The organism is Ensifer sp. GW101-20A05 (genome assembly GCF_059424735.1).
Genome location: NZ_JBWKZT010000009.1, coordinates 1 through 15943 on the forward strand (window position 1 = coordinate 1; position 15943 = coordinate 15943).

The 15943-nt window shown below is 61.9% G+C and carries 15 protein-coding genes and 1 pseudogene; 10 read left to right on the forward strand and 6 right to left on the reverse strand.

The window, feature by feature from the left end:
• Together AC070A_RS21270 and AC070A_RS21275 are read right to left on the reverse strand one after the other, a co-directional pair.
• A pseudogene (locus tag AC070A_RS21270) lies at window positions 1-75 on the reverse strand (hydrolase); the annotation flags it as partial.
• Window positions 76-367: 292 nt separating this feature from the next.
• Window positions 368-994, reverse strand: a complete 627-nt coding sequence (locus AC070A_RS21275; RefSeq protein WP_057252195.1) for a hydrolase — start codon at window positions 992-994, stop codon at window positions 368-370.
• Between the two features lie 409 nt (window positions 995-1403).
• On the opposite strand from AC070A_RS21275, the gene AC070A_RS21280 reads away from it, so the two are divergent.
• From AC070A_RS21280 to AC070A_RS21325, 10 genes are all read left to right on the forward strand, one after another.
• Window positions 1404-2327, forward strand: coding sequence for a dioxygenase family protein (locus tag AC070A_RS21280; RefSeq protein WP_112996842.1), 924 nt, complete (start codon window positions 1404-1406; stop codon window positions 2325-2327).
• Window positions 2328-2355: 28 nt separating this feature from the next.
• Complete coding sequence (locus tag AC070A_RS21285) at window positions 2356-3141, forward strand: SDR family NAD(P)-dependent oxidoreductase (protein ID WP_057252208.1); 786 nt, start codon at window positions 2356-2358, stop codon at window positions 3139-3141.
• Window positions 3142-3264: 123 nt separating this feature from the next.
• A complete protein-coding gene (locus AC070A_RS21290) occupies window positions 3265-4161 on the forward strand; it encodes a beta-keto acid cleavage family enzyme (RefSeq protein WP_057252197.1) in 897 nt (298 codons plus the stop codon).
• A gap of 12 nt (window positions 4162-4173) precedes the next feature.
• On the forward strand, window positions 4174-5199 hold the full coding sequence (locus tag AC070A_RS21295; RefSeq protein WP_425988100.1) for a quinone oxidoreductase family protein: 1026 nt from the start codon (window positions 4174-4176) through the stop codon (window positions 5197-5199).
• Between the two features lie 4 nt (window positions 5200-5203).
• The gene (locus AC070A_RS21300) at window positions 5204-5548 is read left to right on the forward strand and encodes a cupin domain-containing protein (protein WP_112996841.1); all 345 of its coding nucleotides are present in this window, start codon (window positions 5204-5206) and stop codon (window positions 5546-5548) included.
• Window positions 5549-5641: 93 nt separating this feature from the next.
• Entirely contained in the window at window positions 5642-6991 is a 1350-nt protein-coding gene (locus AC070A_RS21305; protein WP_057252199.1) for a dicarboxylate/amino acid:cation symporter, read from the forward strand.
• A 64-nt stretch (window positions 6992-7055) separates the two neighbouring features.
• The gene (locus AC070A_RS21310) at window positions 7056-7583 is read left to right on the forward strand and encodes a gamma carbonic anhydrase family protein (RefSeq protein ID WP_057252200.1); all 528 of its coding nucleotides are present in this window, start codon (window positions 7056-7058) and stop codon (window positions 7581-7583) included.
• Window positions 7584-7629: 46 nt separating this feature from the next.
• Window positions 7630-8325: a CoA transferase subunit A gene (locus tag AC070A_RS21315; protein ID WP_112996840.1), complete on the forward strand. Its 696-nt coding sequence runs from the start codon at window positions 7630-7632 to the stop codon at window positions 8323-8325.
• Between the two features lie 12 nt (window positions 8326-8337).
• Complete coding sequence (locus AC070A_RS21320) at window positions 8338-9012, forward strand: 3-oxoacid CoA-transferase subunit B (protein WP_057252202.1); 675 nt, start codon at window positions 8338-8340, stop codon at window positions 9010-9012.
• A 114-nt stretch (window positions 9013-9126) separates the two neighbouring features.
• Window positions 9127-11412, forward strand: a complete 2286-nt coding sequence (locus AC070A_RS21325; protein WP_057252203.1) for an NADP-dependent malic enzyme — start codon at window positions 9127-9129, stop codon at window positions 11410-11412.
• Window positions 11413-11479: 67 nt separating this feature from the next.
• On the opposite strand, the gene AC070A_RS21330 is transcribed toward AC070A_RS21325, so the two are convergent.
• From AC070A_RS21330 to AC070A_RS21345, 4 genes are all read right to left on the reverse strand, one after another.
• A complete protein-coding gene (locus AC070A_RS21330) occupies window positions 11480-12727 on the reverse strand; it encodes a patatin-like phospholipase family protein (RefSeq protein ID WP_162728168.1) in 1248 nt (415 codons plus the stop codon).
• Window positions 12728-12782: 55 nt separating this feature from the next.
• Window positions 12783-13949, reverse strand: a complete 1167-nt coding sequence (locus AC070A_RS21335; RefSeq protein ID WP_057252205.1) for a low temperature requirement protein A — start codon at window positions 13947-13949, stop codon at window positions 12783-12785.
• A 56-nt stretch (window positions 13950-14005) separates the two neighbouring features.
• The gene (locus tag AC070A_RS21340) at window positions 14006-14680 is read right to left on the reverse strand and encodes a DUF1275 family protein (protein ID WP_057252206.1); all 675 of its coding nucleotides are present in this window, start codon (window positions 14678-14680) and stop codon (window positions 14006-14008) included.
• Window positions 14681-14878: 198 nt separating this feature from the next.
• On the reverse strand, window positions 14879-15571 hold the full coding sequence (locus AC070A_RS21345; RefSeq protein WP_425988092.1) for a hydrolase: 693 nt from the start codon (window positions 15569-15571) through the stop codon (window positions 14879-14881).
• Between the last annotated feature and the right edge of the window lie 372 nt (window positions 15572-15943).

Here is a 15943-nt window from a genome sequence, read left to right on the forward strand (position 1 = left end):
GGCCATCTGCGGCTGCTGGTCGATGAAGATCAGCTGGCTGTTTGCGGGGGTCAGGACTTCGAGTTTGCTGGACATGGACTTTCTCCTCTTTGAGCTGGTTGGAGCGGGGCGGCGGTGCCCGGTCTTGGCCGGTCTGGGGTGAACTGGTTTGGTGACACCAGGTGCAGCCGACCGGGTTGTGCCGCTGAAGTGCAATAATCATTTCGATTGAATTGCGTAAAATGAAACAAAGGTTGGGTTGGTGAGTCCCGAACTCCGTCGATTGATCTCTCGGATGCCAGGGCGGGTGGGTCGCGGTTGCTCGCTGGTCCTGGGCCTTGGATGCCGGGGCAAGTCCAGAGAGGCACCCGCGCAACGTCCCATCTGATCAAACCGGGTGAATCATGTCACGCGCATAGGCAAGTCCGATCCCGTATCCGCCCGCATGCGCTTCTACGATCGCCCGGGCACCATCGTAGGTCTCCTTGCGCGTCCAGTCCCGCTGAAGCTCGAGGAGAAGCTGCAGCCAGGACGTCATCGTCGCGCCTGCCTTCTCCATCCTTCGCAACGCAAGGGCGTGGCTCTCCGCGGTGATGCCGCCGCATGTGTCGGCTACGACGAAGACCTCATAACCATCAGCAAGCGCGGAAAGAACGGGGAAGGAGACGCATGCTTCGGTCAAGAGACCGGAGACGACGAGCTTGCGGCGGCCGGTTTTGACGACCGCGTCACGAACGCCGTCGTCCTCCCAGGCATTCATGTTGCGCCGCTCGATCACCGGAACGTCTGGGATGACGCTTCTGATCATCGGCATCAGGGGGCCGCTATAGACCTTGGATGCGGAGGTCGACACGACGATCGGCAGGTTGAAAACGCGCGCAGTTTTGGCAAGAGCCACTGTGTTTCCGACCAGCAACTGGCGATCGCCGGATCCCACGCCGAAGGCGAGTCCAGCCTGCTGGTCGACGATCAGGAGCAATGGCTCGTCGGGTGTCAGAAGGGGAATGGGCGTCATTTCTTTTACTCCAGGGAATAGCGGACAGCTGGAAAAGATAGCGGTCCGGCTTGCCGGCGGCTTGAACGCAAAGGCGGCATTTTGCCGAAAGCAATTGGATTTGGTCGGCTGTGACCGCGTTCGTCGACGGCGATCGGCGCACGCCCGCGCGATCAGCTGCATGACCGCTTCCCGCTTCGTTGCACGAGATCGAATCCCGTACCGCGCGCGTGGTCTCTGGGGCGAGCCGCGTCTTGCCTCAGCGATATGGACAGCGCTGGCGTGCGCCGCCTGCATGCGAATCCGGGTCTTTACGGGAAGCGAACCTCTGTTTGAGTCCCCGATAAAAAAGCATTCCTTCATGCTCTTGACATTATGCAATCGATTGCGTTAAAAGACATGCAATCGATTGCATAGTTGGAGAGATCCCATGGACGCAGCAGAGACGAAAGCTAGGCCCACCCACGTTATCGGAAATCAGGCGGAGGTGACGGGAGTGGTGCTCGACGCGATGTCGCGAGCGACCAGCGCCCGCCTCAGAGAAATCATGGAATCGCTCGTCAAGCATCTGCATGCCTTCGCCCGCGAAGTCCGCCTCAGCGAGGATGAATTCGAGCAGGGGATCGATTTCCTCAACCGGATAGGACAGGCGACCAACGACGCTCACAATGAGGGCGTGCTGTTCTCCGATGCGCTCGGCTTTTCCACCCTGGTCTGCCTGCTGAACAACGGCCAGAACGGCGCGACGGAAACCGCCGCGGCGTTGCTCGGGCCCTTCTGGCGGATGCATTCGCCGTCGACCGAAAACGGTGGTTCGATCATCCGCTCGCAGACGCCCGGCCCGGCCCTCTTCGCTGAATGCCGCGTCACCGATCCCGACGGCAAGCCGATCGAAGGCGTCGAGATCGACGTCTGGCAGGCGTCTCCAGCCGGCCTTTACGAGAACCAGGACCCGGACCAGGCAAACATGAACCTGCGCGGCAAATTCCGGACCGATGCGCAGGGTCGCATTTCTTTCCGCTCGGTGAAGCCCGCGGGCTATCCGGTGCCGACCGACGGGCCGGTGGGCGAGTTGCTGCGCGCGCAACTCCGCCATCCCTACCGCCCGGCGCACCTGCATTTCCTCTGCTTCAAGCCGGGCTACAAAACCCTCATCACCCAGATATTCGTCGATGACGACGAGCATCTGGAAAGCGATGTGGTGTTCGGCGTCACCCGCCACCTGATCGGCGATTTCACGCAAGGCGCCGGCGCGCCGCCGGCTGCCGATGTGACCGGCCCCTGGTACCGGCTTGCCTATGAATTCGTGATGGAATGCGGCGAAGCCAAGCTTCCGGCTCCGCCGATCCGCTGACCCCAACATAAGAAAACGGATGTATCTCATGTCGAACACAGAACAGCTGAAACGCGAAACCTATCCCCGTTCGCTCGAAGGCAAGGTTGCACTCGTCGTCGGTGGCGCCGGCGCCATCGGCGCCGCAACCAGCCGCATGCTCGCAGCGGCAGGAGCGACGATCGTCGTCACGCATATGGACACGGAGCGTGATACGCTGGCGGCCGAAGCGTTGATCAAGGAACTCGGCGCGCCTCACGCCGCCTATGTGGCGAATGTCGTCGACACGGCTTCACTCATCGCGCTTCGCGCGACGCTTGAACAGAAACACGGCCGCCTCGACATCCTGGTCAATGCCGCCGGTTTCACCAAACCCGTCCCGCATGCCGACCTCGATGGGCTCACCGACGAACTCATCGACCTCATGTTGCAAGTCAACTGGCGCGGCCAGTTCGCGACCATTCGTACCTTTGCGCCGCTGCTGAAGGCATCTGGCGACGGACTGGTCGTGTCGATCTCCTCGATCGCCTCCTTCACCGCTGTCGGTTCATCCATCGCCTATTGTGCGGCGAAGGCCGGCATCGACGTCATGACCAAGGCTTTGGCGCGGGCGCTTGCGCCGGAAATCCGAGTGCTGGCGGTCTCGCCGGGCGTCGTCGATACCGAATTTGTTCCGGGCCGCGGCGCCGACTTTAACGACAAGGTCAAGGCCTCGACGCCGCTGAAGCGCATCGGCACCGCCGAAGACATTGCCGCGGCGATCACCGCCTGCGCCACCATGCTCCGCTACTCTACCGGGCATATCATCCAAGTCGACGGCGGCCGGGCGCTCTAGAGCGCCGTGCGTTCAGACGAACGCACAAAGGACGCTCTAGCACTTTGATTCTAGAGCATCTTTCCGCTTCGAGTGATTCCACTTGAGAGCGGGATGCTCTAGCCAGGTAAACGGGAGGAAACCATGACACGCGCACCGCTGTCGAAAGTGTTCATCACCTGCGCGATCACCGGCAATATTACCCAGCCGGAGCAGACGCCGCATTTGCCGATCACGCCAAAGCAGATTGCCGATTCCGCGCTGGAAGCGGCAGATGCCGGGGCGGCTATCGCCCATATCCACGTCCGCGATCCCAAGACCGGGCGTCCGTCGATGGAACTCGATCTTTACCGCGAGGTGCTCGATCGCATCCGTGCGAAGAATTCCGAGTTGATCATCAACCTGACAACGGGGCCGGGCGGCCGCTTCGTACCGTCAGAGCATGATCCGAAGATCGCGGGCGAGGGTACGACGCTGATGGTGCCGGAGCTCCGTGTCGAGCATATCGTCGCGCTGAAACCCGATATCTGCACGCTCGATCTCAACACTATGAATTCGGGCGGACAGGTGGTCATCAACACGCCGGCCAATATCCGCCGCATGGCGAAGGTGATCGCTGACGCCGGCGTCAAGCCAGAGATCGAGTTGTTCGATTCCGGCGATATCGCCCTGCTTCATGACCTGATCGCCGACGGCACGTTCAAGGGACTGCTCCTGACTTCCTTCGTGATGGGCGTGAAGTACGGTTTCCAGCCGTCGCCGGAGACCGTGCTCTATGCCCGCGGGCTGCTGCCGGCCGACGCCGCCTTCACCGCCATCGGCATCGGCCGCTCGGCCTTCCAGATGGTCGCCCAGTCCTATCTGGCCGGCGGCCATGTCCGGGTCGGGCTCGAAGACGCCGTCTATATCGAACGCGGCGTACTTGCGCCCTCCAATGCGGCCCTCGTCGAGAAAGCGCGCCGCATCGCCGAAGATCTGGGGGCCCAGATCGCCAATCCATCCGAAGCGCGCCGCATTCTCGGCTTGCGCGAAGCTGCGTGACAGGAGGCCTTGATGATGAACAACGAAGATTTGAACATTAAAGCGGCATCGACGGTGCGGGGCCTGCGTCTCCATGCCAAGGCGCCGAGCTACGACGCGATCGAGCTCCCCATCGAGACGCATCCGCTGCGGCCTCTTCGGCCAGGCGAGGTGCTCGTCGAAATCCATGCGGCGGCCGTCAATCCCTCCGATGCCAAGGCGGCAACGGGCCTGATGCCCTATGCGGTGTTTCCGCGAACGCCTGGCCGCGATTTCGCGGGCCAGGTAGTGGCGGGGCCCCAGGAGCTGATTGGAAAGCGAGTCTTCGGTTCGTCCGGTGACCTCGGCATCCGGCTGGACGGTGCGCAGGCGAGCCACATGATCGTCGAGGCCGACGCCGTCGTCGAAGTTCCCGACGGCATCGACATCAAGGCGGCCGCAGGGATCGGCGTGCCCTTCGTCACGGCCTGGCAGGGTCTGCAACGGGCCGGATTGCCCGCAGCCGGCGAGACCGTGCTCATTCTCGGCCTCAACGGCAAGGTCGGGCAGGCGGCGGCCCAGATCGTAACCTGGCGAGGGGCGCGCGTCATCGGCGTCGTGCGCCGGGACGAGGCCTATCAGGGGCACGCCAATGCGCCGATCGAGGTCATTGCCGCCGACAAGACGGATGTGCCGGCGCGAGTTCGCGAACTGACCGACGGAAAGGGCGCCGATATCGTCTACAACACGGTCGGCGACCCGTTCTACGAGATCGGCCAGAAGTCGCTTGCGGTGCGGGGCCGGGCGATCTTCATCTCGGCGATCGACCGTTTCGTCAACTTTGACTTGCTTGCCTTCTACAAGGGGCAGCACACCTATGTCGGCATCGACACGATTTCGCTGAACTCGGTCGAGACGGGCGCGATCCTCAAACAAATGGCGCCGGGCTTTGCCGCCGGCAAGCTCAAGCCGTTTCCCATTGTAGAAACCGCGATCTATTCGTTCGAGAACGCCCACGAAGCCTATCAGGCCGTCATGGCGTCCTCGCGCGACCGCATCGTGCTCGTTCCGGGAGCGTGAGGCCGTGCACGTGGTCAAGTTCACGGATGCTCCGCCCTACCAGGCGCCGGGCCACGACAAGATGAGGATGGTTCGCCTGCAGGGTCTCGAGGCCGGGCCGTCCGATACGGCCTGGCTCGGAGTGTCGACGTTGGAGCCCGGCGGCGGCACGACCCTTAGCAGTTCGCCCGTCGAAAAACTCTACGTCGTTCTCGACGGCAAGGTCACGGTTTCGAACGGCAACGAGGAGGTCGTTTTGCAGCCATGGGATTCCTGCCGCATTGCACGGGCGGAAAGCCGGAAGCTCTATAATGCGACGGACCGACCGGCGACGATCCTCTTGGTGATGCCGACGACCCAGCCGCCGTAAGGCAAGCGGCCGCTATCTCGAAAATTCGATGCCAGTTCACGTGACGGGTTGCCCGTCGCGGCAATCCTGCTCGTTCCGAAGGGAGGACCTTTCATGACGCATGCTTCCACCACGCCAAAGCCGCGCAAGCCTTGGTATCAGATACTCTACATACAGGTTCTGATCGGCATCGCGATCGCGATCGTCTTTGGTCATTTCTGGCCCGAAACGGCCATCGAGATGAAGCCCCTTGGGGACACCTTCATCAAATTGATCAAGATGGTGATCGCGCTCGTCATCTTCTGTACCGTGGTCTCGGGCATTGCGGGCATGAACGACCTGAAGAAGGTCGGCCGCGTCGGCGGCAAGGCCCTTCTCTATTTCGAGGTCGTCTCGACTCTGGCGCTCGCCATCGGCATGGTGATCGGTAACGTGCTCACGCCCGGCGCCGGCTTCAACGCCGACCCCGCCACCCTCGATGCCGACGCCGTCAATGTCTATGCCGGCAAGGCGGCGGAGCAATCCGTCACCGAATTCCTCATGAACATCGTGCCGAAGACCGTGGTCGACGCTTTCGCGCAGGGCGATATCCTGCCCGTCGTGCTGATCTCGGTTCTGTTCGGCTATGTCCTGTCGCATCTCGGCGATCGCGCCAAGCCGATCCGCGATGTCATCGAGGCCGGTTCGCATCTCGTGTTCGGTGCCATCAATGCGATCATGCGCCTCGCCCCCATCGGCGCGTTCGGCGCCATGGCCTTCACCATCGGCAAATACGGCGTGTCGTCGCTCGGACCGCTAGCCTTCCTGATCGGCACCTTCTATCTCACCAGCATCATCTTCGTGCTTGGTGTCCTCGGTCTGATCGCCTGGTGGGCCGGGTTCAGCATCATCAAGTTCCTGGCCTATATCAAGGAAGAGATCCTGATCGTGCTCGGCACCTCGTCGTCCGACTCAGCGCTGCCGAGCCTCATGGAAAAGTTGACGAATGCCGGTGTGGCCAAACCCGTCGTCGGTCTGGTCGTGCCGACCGGTTACGTATTCAACACCGACGGGTCGTCCATCTACATGACGCTCGCAGCCCTGTTTGTCGCTCAGGCGACCAATACGGACCTTTCGCTCAGTCAGCAGTTGGCAATCTTCGGGGTCGCCATGCTCACCTCCAAGGGTGCATCGGGCGTCACCGGCGCCTCCTTCATCGCCCTTGTCGGCACGCTTTCGGTGGTGCCGGCAATCCCGGTGGCCGGCATGGCGCTCATCCTCGGCATCGATCGCTTCATGAGCGAGGCACGCGCCCTCGTCAACATGATCGGCAATGGCGTTGCGGCGATCGTCATGGCGAAGTGGGAGGGCGAACTCGATGAGGCCCGTCTCCAGGCGGTGCTTGCCGGCAGCCCGCTCGCCGATAGCCAGGCCGTCGACGACCTGGATGTCATTGCGACCCCGGAACTCGCCTCGAAGATCTGACGGCGGTGGGGCCGCGGCGACGGCGGCCCCGCGCATCGGACCACAGTTACCATGGGAGTGTGAAATGGCCCTCTACGATCTCGAAGACCGTAAGCCGGTGCTGGATGAAGACTTCGGATGGATCGCGCCGGATGCTCAGGTCATCGGCAGGATCCGCATCCGAAAGGATGCCAGTGTGTGGTTCGGCGCGGTCTTGCGCGGCGACAACGAACTGATCGACGTCGGCGCCCGCAGCAATGTGCAGGACGGCGCGATCCTCCATACCGATCCGGGTTTTCCCCTGGTGATCGGCGAGGACTGCACCATCGGCCATGGCGCCATCCTGCATGGCTGCACGATCGGAAACGGCTCGCTCATCGGCATGGGGGCGATCGTCATGAATGGCGCTGAGATCGGCGAAGGCTCGCTCGTCGGGGCGGGCGCCATGGTCACGGAAGGCAAGTCGTTCCCGCCCGGCTCGATGATCCTCGGCTCGCCGGCAAAGCTTGTGAAGACGCTTTCGGCCGAGGAATCCGAACGTCTGAAGGCATCCGCTGGGCGCTACGTCCGCAACGCGATCCGGTATCGCGACCATCTCGCCTCAAACGGCTAGCGGCAGCGCCGCGCATCGACAAGGGAGTACATCCGTGAAGAAGGTAATGAGCAGCGCGACCGAGGCCTTGGCCGGTCGCCTCAAGAACGGCATGACGATCCTCTCGGGTGGCTTCGGCCTGAGCGGCATCCCGGAAGCCCTGATCCTGGCGATCCGCGAATCCGGCGTGACCGGCCTGACCGTGATCTCCAACAATGCCGGCGTCGACGGGATCGGTCTCGGCGTCCTCCTCGACTCGCGCCAGATCCGCAAGATGGTCTCGTCCTATGTCGGTGAGAACAAGACCTTTGCACAGCAGTACCTATCGGGCGAACTCGAACTCGAGTTCACCCCGCAGGGGACGCTTGCGGAGCGCATCCGCGCCGGCGGCGCCGGCATCCCGGCCTTCTACACGCGCACCGGCGTTGGCACCATCGTCGCAGACGGCAAGGAGACCCGCGAATTCGGCGGCGAAACCTATGTCATGGAAAAGGGGCTGCGCGGTGATCTCGCCATCGTGCATGCCTGGCAGGGCGATAGTGAAGGGAACCTGATCTATCGCTACACGGCCCGCAACTTCAACCCGATGATGGCCACCGCGGCAGACTTCACGGTCGCTGAGGTCGAGCAATTTGTGGCGGCTGGCGATCTGAACCCCGACGGGATCCATACCTCCGGCATCTATGTCGACCGCGTCGTGCACGTCGCCAATCCCGAAAAACGCATCGAACAACGCACGACCAGACCGCGGACCGCGGCTTAGGAGGACTGACCGATGGCATGGACTCGCGATCAGATGGCGGCGCGCGCCGCTAAAGAACTGCAGGACGGTTTCTACGTCAATCTCGGCATCGGCATTCCCACGCTGGTCGCCAATCACATCGCACCCGGCATCAGCGTGCAACTGCAATCCGAGAACGGAATGCTCGGCATGGGGCCGTTCCCCTTCGAGGGCGATGAGGACGGCGACCTGATCAACGCCGGCAAGCAGACCATCACCGCGCTGCCGACGACCAGCTTCTTCTCGTCTGCCGACAGCTTCGCCATGATCCGCGGCGGGCATATCGACATCTCGATCCTCGGCGCCATGGAGGTGGCGGCCAATGGCGATCTCGCCAACTGGATGATCCCGGGCAAGATGGTCAAGGGCATGGGTGGGGCGATGGACCTGGTGGCCGGCGTCAAGCGCGTCGTAGTGGTTATGGAGCATGTCGCAAAGGACAAGACGGGCTCCATTCAACCAAAGCTGGTTCCGCATTGTTCGCTGCCCCTGACGGGCAAGGGCGTCGTCGGTCTCGTCATCACGGACCTCGGCGTCTTCAAGCCGCTGCGCGGCGATGCCGCTGCATTCGAGGTTCTTGAACTTGCCGATGCCGTGACGATCGAAGACGTCAGAGCCACCACCGGCACTGAGATCGTCGTTTCATCGCGGCTCGCCGTGAGCGCCTGACCCGCGCTTGAACTTGCCGGTGCAACCGCGACCGGTGCCGCGGTTTTCCAACTTCAAGCATCGCTAGCGGCAGTCGCTGCCGATCGTATTCATATTGGCGAAGGGAACGAACTGATGTCATCGAAAAGAATCCACGCCGCAGCCTCGGTGACCGCCGCCGAGGCGCTTGAGTTTCATGCCATGGGGCGTCCCGGCAAGCTCGAGATCACGCCGACCAAACCGATGGCGACGCAGCGGGACCTTTCATTGGCCTATTCGCCCGGTGTCGCCGAGCCCGTCAAGGCGATAGCAGAAGACCCCTCACGCGCCTTCGATTACACGACGCGCGGCAACATGGTGGCCGTGATTTCCAACGGCACCGCCATTCTCGGCCTCGGAAACCTCGGGGCGCTCGCATCAAAGCCTGTGATGGAGGGGAAATCGGTCCTGTTCAAGCGGTTCGCGGACATCGACTCGATTGACCTCGAGGTCGATACGCCGGACCCTGAGCAATTCATCAACTGTGTGCGCTTCCTCGGTCCTTCCCTCGGCGGCATCAATCTCGAGGATATCAAGGCGCCGGACTGTTTCATCATCGAGCAGCGCCTGCGCGAGATAATGGATATCCCGGTCTTCCATGACGATCAGCATGGCACCGCCATCATCGCGACCGCAGGGCTGATCAATGCGCTGCACATCACCGGACGCGACATGAAAACGACGCGTCTTGTCTGCAATGGGGCAGGTTCGGCGGCGATCGCCTGCGTCGAACTCATCAAGTCCCTCGGGTTTCCGTCGGAAAACGTCATTCTGTGCGATACCAAGGGCGTCGTTTATGAAGGTCGCGCCGAAGGCATGAACCAGTGGAAATCCGCACATGCGGTGAATACGAAGCTGCGCACGCTGGCCGAAGCGATGGACGGCGCCGACGTATTCTTCGGTCTTTCTGCCAAGGGAGCGCTGACGCCGGCCATGGTGCTGTCGATGGCGAAAAACCCGATCATCTTCGCCATGGCAAATCCGGATCCCGAGATCGCGCCAGAGGAAGTCGCAGAAATCCGCGACGATGCCATCATGGCCACGGGCCGCTCGGACTATCCGAACCAGGTCAACAATGTCTTGGGCTTTCCCTATATCTTCCGCGGTGCGCTGGATGTCAGGGCGACGACCATCAATGAGGCCATGAAAGTGGCGGCCGCGCAGGCGCTGGCCGAACTTGCCCGCAAGGACGTGCCCGACGAAGTCGCTGCTGCCTATCAGGGCAACCGGCCGAAGTTCGGCCCCAACTACATCATTCCGGTACCGTTCGACCCGCGTCTCATTTCAGAAATTCCGCTCGCCGTCGCGAAGGCTGCGATGGAGACCGGCGTCGCACGTCGCAACATCGACGATCTGCAAAAATACGCTCAGGAGTTGTCCGCCCGCCGCGATCCGATCGCTTCGACCCTCCAGCGCATCTACGACCGCGTGCGCCTTCAGCCAAAGCGTGTCGTCTTTGCGGAAGGCGAGGAGGAGCGTGTCGTACGCGCGGCAATCGCATTCGTTAATCAGGAGCTCGGGACGGCGATCCTCGTGGGTCGTGAGGATCGCATCCGTGAAACAGCGAACAACGCCGGCCTCGATATTACCAGCAACGCCATCGAGATCACCAATGCGAGGCTCTCGCCTCGCAGCGGTAGCTATGCCCAGCATCTCTACGCGCGGCTACAGCGCAAAGGCTTCCTGCTGCGCGATTGCCAACGCCTCATCAACAATGATCGCAACCACTTTGCGGCCAGTATGCTGGCGCTTGGCGACGCCGACGCCATGGTCACCGGCCTGACGCGCCACTACTCATCCGCTTTGGAGGATATCGGGCGGGTGATCGATCCGCGCCCGGGTCAACGCGTTATCGGGGTCTCGATCGCCCTGAGCCGCGGGCGCAGCGTTATCGTGGCGGACACCTCCATCCATGACTTGCCCAATGCCGAGCAGTTGGCAGATATTGCGGAGGGAGCGGCTGGTTTCGCGCGGCGCATGGGTTACGAACCGCGTGTCGCGATGCTCGCCAACGCGACCTTCGGCCAGCCGCAGAGTGAGCGTTCGGAGCGCGTGCAAGAGGCCGTGCGGATCCTCGACATGCGCAAGGTGGATTTCGAGTATGATGGCGAAATGGCAGCCGATGTTGCGCTCGATCATCACCTGATGCAGCAGCAATATCCGTTCTGCCGATTGTCAGGTCCGGCCAATGTCCTGGTCATGCCGGCCCTGCATTCAGCTTCGATTTCGACAAAGATCTTGCAGGAACTAGGCGGTTCGACCGTCGTAGGTCCGCTTCTGGTCGGCCTCGATAGATCGGTGCAGATCGTACCGCTCAATGCGCGCGATTCCGACATCGTCAATTTGGCGGCAATCGCCGCCTTTGGAACCGACGGCAGCTGAGCAGATGTCGGCGGCTGCAGCCAGGAGCGCTGCAGCCCGCGATCCAGGCTGCAGGCATTGACGAACGTCAGCCAGGATTGCGCTGCTCGGCCGCTTGCACCGGCGTAAGCGGTGGCTGCTTGCGCCACCGCCCAAGACGGCCTTCGTCGTGACCGGCGGCAAAAAGCTGTTGCATGTACCTTCGATCAAATTCGGATTTCGGGCTCAGTGTGAACTGATCCGGAATCGATGCGTAATAAAGCTGACCGCGGGCGGCCGTCGTCTGAAGCTGCAGGCGCACCAGATCGGAAATCGCCTGATACTTGATCAACGTTTCGATCGAACGGCGGGCGATCCCGAGCGCTGTTTCTTCGGTCGCGGCGTACTCGGGCGTCAATCGCCCGTTGCGGATCAGATAGAGTGTTCGCGAGCGGGCATGACCAAAGTAGCGCTTCTCATATCCCGACAGCTCTATATTGGGAGGGGCGAAGAAGATCTGCGCCACGGTCCCGCCGTCGACATGCAATTCCTGCCTGGCTTGACTGTCCAGCCTTACATCGATCCGAACCGGTGGGAACACCGCAGGTATGGCCGCAGACGCCAACAGGACGTCGATCATGTGCTCTCGACGATCGGCGCGCGCACTGGCCGCGATGGCGGACAGGTCCCAGACAACAGGACGCTGGGCATCAATGTTGGTGGTTTGGATCAGCAGACGCCGGCCGATGCGGTACTGCGCTGCAATTTCCGTGACCATTTCTTCGGTGAGATAGCGACCGATCAATTGCCGCAACGGCCCATTATCGTAGAGACCACGGCCCATCACGCCGAACAGGCCGAGATTTCTATAGATATCGCGGTCACCATACTGCGTGAACACTTCGCGCAATTCCCGGTCGTGGGACGGCCCAAGGAAAGCAAAGGGAGCCGCCAAAGCGCCCGTGCTGACGCCAGTCACGACCTCGAATTGCGGTCGATTGCCCCTCTCGCTCCAGCCCGTCAGATATCCGGCGGCAAACGCGCCGTCGGCGCCTCCGCCCGAAATGGCAAGAAAGTCGACATGATTGACGGCGGTGCGCGGGCGACGCCCTGAGCGAACCGCATCGTGGGTCTGCTTGTACTGTTGCGCTATGAGCGAACGTAGAGTGGGCGTGACCTCGTCTCCCCAGAAGCGGGCAAGGTCCACGTGTTCGATTTGCACAGCCGAAGCCTGTTCTGCCGGAACCGAGATACGCTCAGGCCCGGTGACACATGCCGTCAGTAGACCGGATGCAAAAAGGAGCGGCATGATTGAGGATCGAAATCCCTGAATGCGCGTAAAAATGGTCGCTGACAACGATATCGCCCTCGGATCCCCCATCCTTTTAATCCACCCTTTGCTTGCGCCGATTTCAGTCGCGTTCGCCGCCCGCATGCAGGCTTGCCGGATATAGTCGGCGGCGTATCGTTACGGTGATCGCCAGCAACATTGCGATCAATTCCAAAGCGTGGGAGGCGAACGTGCTGCTTGCGAGCACGAGCGCCGCCATGATCAAGAGAAGCCAGTGCATCGAGCCATGTTTGGACGCCCGGTCGCGGACCAGCCAGAGGGCGGTCAGGTACATCGCGATCGGTATGCAAAAGGCGAGAGCGGCAAGCTGTTGCGAAACGGTCCCATCGCGGGCGACGCTAAGAAACACCGTAAAGCCGGCGGCCGTCGCCGCCCCAGCCGCGAAAAGCAGACAATGTCCGTAGGCCCAGGTCAGAACGATGCCAGGTTTGCGGCTGAGCAGCTGTTCGTTGCGGTCAAAGTATAGTCCCCACATCGAAAACGCGATGATGGAGCACAGGACCGCCCACCAGAAATGCCTTAGTTCCGGCGTCGCGGGATCCGAGATAATCAAGGCGATGGCGGCAAAACATTCGCCAAGGACGATGATATTGAACGAGTTGTAGCGATCGATGATGTGACCATGATGCCAGTTGCTGGCGGTCCCGCGCTCGGCCAGCAGCGGTACGGCCAGTTCGCCAGCGGCGCCGAGCGCAAAGAGCGGAAAGTAAAGCGGCGCTTCAGGGGAAACTGTGACGATCAGGGTGTTCCAGTAAACCTGCATGCCGCCGATCCCGGCCGCGTAGCGCAGGGCCGCCGGGCGGGCATGCCGATCCCCGTTCGCCGCGCCGAGCCACAGGGCGATCATGCCCAGTCGCATGATGCTGAAACCGATGAGGACGAGCCAATGCGGCTCATCGCCGAGGCCGCTTCGGATCCCTCCGGCAAGGGTAAGCGATCCGAACATGATGACCATCGTCACCACACGGAAGGCGGCCGACTTGTTGTCATAGCCCGAGGCGAACCATGTGTAGTTCGCCCAGGCCAGCCAGGCCATGAAAAAGCTGCAGGCGAAGCGGACGACGCCGGGCGCGAATTCGCCGGCTTCGATGTCCTGTGCCAGTCCATGGGCGGCGGCGGCCACCGCCACGACGGTGGCAAGATCGAACATCAGTTCAAGGGAGGTCGAGCCGCGGTTGACCTCGTTACGATCGCGCGGGGGCAGGCTGAAAGCGGCTATCGCGGACAAGGCTGGCCTCCCTTCGAGATCACGCTTGGAGGCGGCAAAACGACAGCGGCCATCGTTCAGCCCGGCTTCTTCGTGTTTTGCGGTGAATAGAAAAGGCCGACCACGAGCAGCAAGAGAGCCGGGAAGAGCATTCCCGCAACGCCCACCGTGACTTGCGCAAACGCGCCGGCAGCACACCCCATCACAAAGCCGAACACCAGAATGATCGATGTCAGCGACTGCCCCCACTCTTCCGGCTTCTCGGTATAGCCGATGACGCGACGGGCCGCAGCGACTGCGAGGCCGGCGATGTTGCCCGTCATGAGCGAAAACGGTGGGCCGAGCCTTGGGTCGAGACGCTCGATCGCCGTCAGCATCCCCATAGCGACGACGGCGAGAAGGGCGCATGCGGATACTAGCCCGGCATCGAAGATCGCAAGAAGGGCGGCCGTTGCAAACGCGGCCGCGGCGATGATGAGCGTCCAGAATGTCGCGCGCTCGAGAGGCTTGATCCAGGCGACGAGGATGGCGGCCAGGCCCGCGCCCACCATGAAGAGCGGGAAGGTCATGATCTGAAGATCGCGCAGGCCGCCTTTTTCGTGACCGACCAGTCCGAGTCCGAGGAGCACGACGTTGCCGGTAACCAACCCGACGAAAAGGCCACCCAAGTGAATGAAGAAGAGTGCGTCAGCGAACCCGGAAATGAACGCCAGTGCCAGTGAATTGCTTTTCCCGCGAAGTATGTTCAGCATCGTATGCCGCTGCCCCCTATTGCTTGAGTCCTGGCGACATTCTCGATTGCAGCGATAACGAAACCGTCGACGCTGGTGTCACCTGGCATGGCGTGAAGCGAGCTCTGATCCCGCGGTGCGCCGATGAAAACGAGTCTTGACAGGACGATGCGGGTCCCCTGGTCCGTCTTGGCGACAAACCAGGGGACCCAGTGATGCTCACTTCGCCGGGTTCGGGCCGATCGTCTTGCCGTGGCTGACGCGTTCGTCGCCCTTGTGAACCATGGTGACGGCGTAGTCGATGCCCATGCCGTAGGCGCCGGAATGCTCCTTCACCAGCGAAGTGACGGCATTGTAGGTTTCCTTGCGCGCCCAGTCGCGCTGCCATTCGAGCAGGACCTGCTGCCAGGTCACCGGGATGACGCCGGCCTGGACCATGCGGTCCATGGCGTATTTGTGCGCATCGGCCGAGGTGCCGCCGGAGGCGTCGGCGACCATGTAGATCTCGTAGTCCGGGACGTCATGGAGAGCGGAGAGCGCGAAGGTGGTGTTGCAGACTTCGGTCCACAGCCCGGAGACGACGATTTTCTTGCGGCCGTTGGCGGCATTCCTGGCGAGCGCGTCGCGGACGTTCTGATCGTCCCAGGAGTTCATCGAGGTGCGTTCGAGAATGTCGTTTTCCGGGAAGACGGCGAGCAGTTCGGGATAGGTGTGGCCGGAGAAGGACCCGGTCTCGACGGTGGTGATCGTGGTTGGAATGCTGAAGACCTTTGCGGCCTTGGCGAGACCGACGACGTTGTTCTTCAGGACCTGCCGATCGATCGACTGAACGCCGAAGGCCATCTGCGGCTGCTGGTCGATGAAGATCAGCTGGCTGTTTGCGGGGGTCAGGACTTCGAGTTTGCTGGACATGGATTTTCTCCTCTTAAAGCTGGTTGGCAAGCGGGGCGTCGGTGCCCGGTCTTGGCCGGTCTGGGGTGAACTGGTTTGGTGACAACAGGTGTAGCCGACCGGGTTGTGCCGCTGAAGTGCAATAATCATTTCGATTGAATTGCGATATTGGCAATAATCGAGATAGGCGACGCCACTCCAAGGTCTTTCGCATCTCCTTGTGACGGTCACACGGATGGCGTGGTTTTCGCCGCCCAGATGCCGGCCCGGTCACCACCACACCGCGAAATCGACTTCCGAATAAAGCTCCCGACAACGCACCGGAAGCGGGCCGGATGGCTCTGGCACTTTGTTTCTAGAGCACCTTCCGCTTCCAGTATTCCGCTTGAAAGC

Excerpts from the sequence above, each read along its gene's own strand:
- AC070A_RS21275 (WP_057252195.1), bottom strand. The coding sequence starts at position 994 with ATGACGCCCATTCCCCTTCTGACACCCGACGAGCCATTGCTCCTGATC.
- AC070A_RS21280 (WP_112996842.1), top strand. The coding sequence starts at position 1,404 with ATGGACGCAGCAGAGACGAAAGCTAGGCCCACCCACGTTATCGGAAAT.
- AC070A_RS21285 (WP_057252208.1), top strand. The coding sequence starts at position 2,356 with ATGTCGAACACAGAACAGCTGAAACGCGAAACCTATCCCCGTTCGCTC.
- AC070A_RS21290 (WP_057252197.1), top strand. The coding sequence starts at position 3,265 with ATGACACGCGCACCGCTGTCGAAAGTGTTCATCACCTGCGCGATCACC.
- AC070A_RS21295 (WP_425988100.1), top strand. The coding sequence starts at position 4,174 with ATGATGAACAACGAAGATTTGAACATTAAAGCGGCATCGACGGTGCGG.
- AC070A_RS21305 (WP_057252199.1), top strand. The coding sequence starts at position 5,642 with ATGACGCATGCTTCCACCACGCCAAAGCCGCGCAAGCCTTGGTATCAG.
- AC070A_RS21310 (WP_057252200.1), top strand. The coding sequence starts at position 7,056 with ATGGCCCTCTACGATCTCGAAGACCGTAAGCCGGTGCTGGATGAAGAC.
- AC070A_RS21315 (WP_112996840.1), top strand. The coding sequence starts at position 7,630 with ATGAGCAGCGCGACCGAGGCCTTGGCCGGTCGCCTCAAGAACGGCATG.
- AC070A_RS21320 (WP_057252202.1), top strand. The coding sequence starts at position 8,338 with ATGGCATGGACTCGCGATCAGATGGCGGCGCGCGCCGCTAAAGAACTG.
- AC070A_RS21325 (WP_057252203.1), top strand. The coding sequence starts at position 9,127 with ATGTCATCGAAAAGAATCCACGCCGCAGCCTCGGTGACCGCCGCCGAG.
- AC070A_RS21340 (WP_057252206.1), bottom strand. The coding sequence starts at position 14,680 with ATGCTGAACATACTTCGCGGGAAAAGCAATTCACTGGCACTGGCGTTC.
- AC070A_RS21345 (WP_425988092.1), bottom strand. The coding sequence starts at position 15,571 with ATGTCCAGCAAACTCGAAGTCCTGACCCCCGCAAACAGCCAGCTGATC.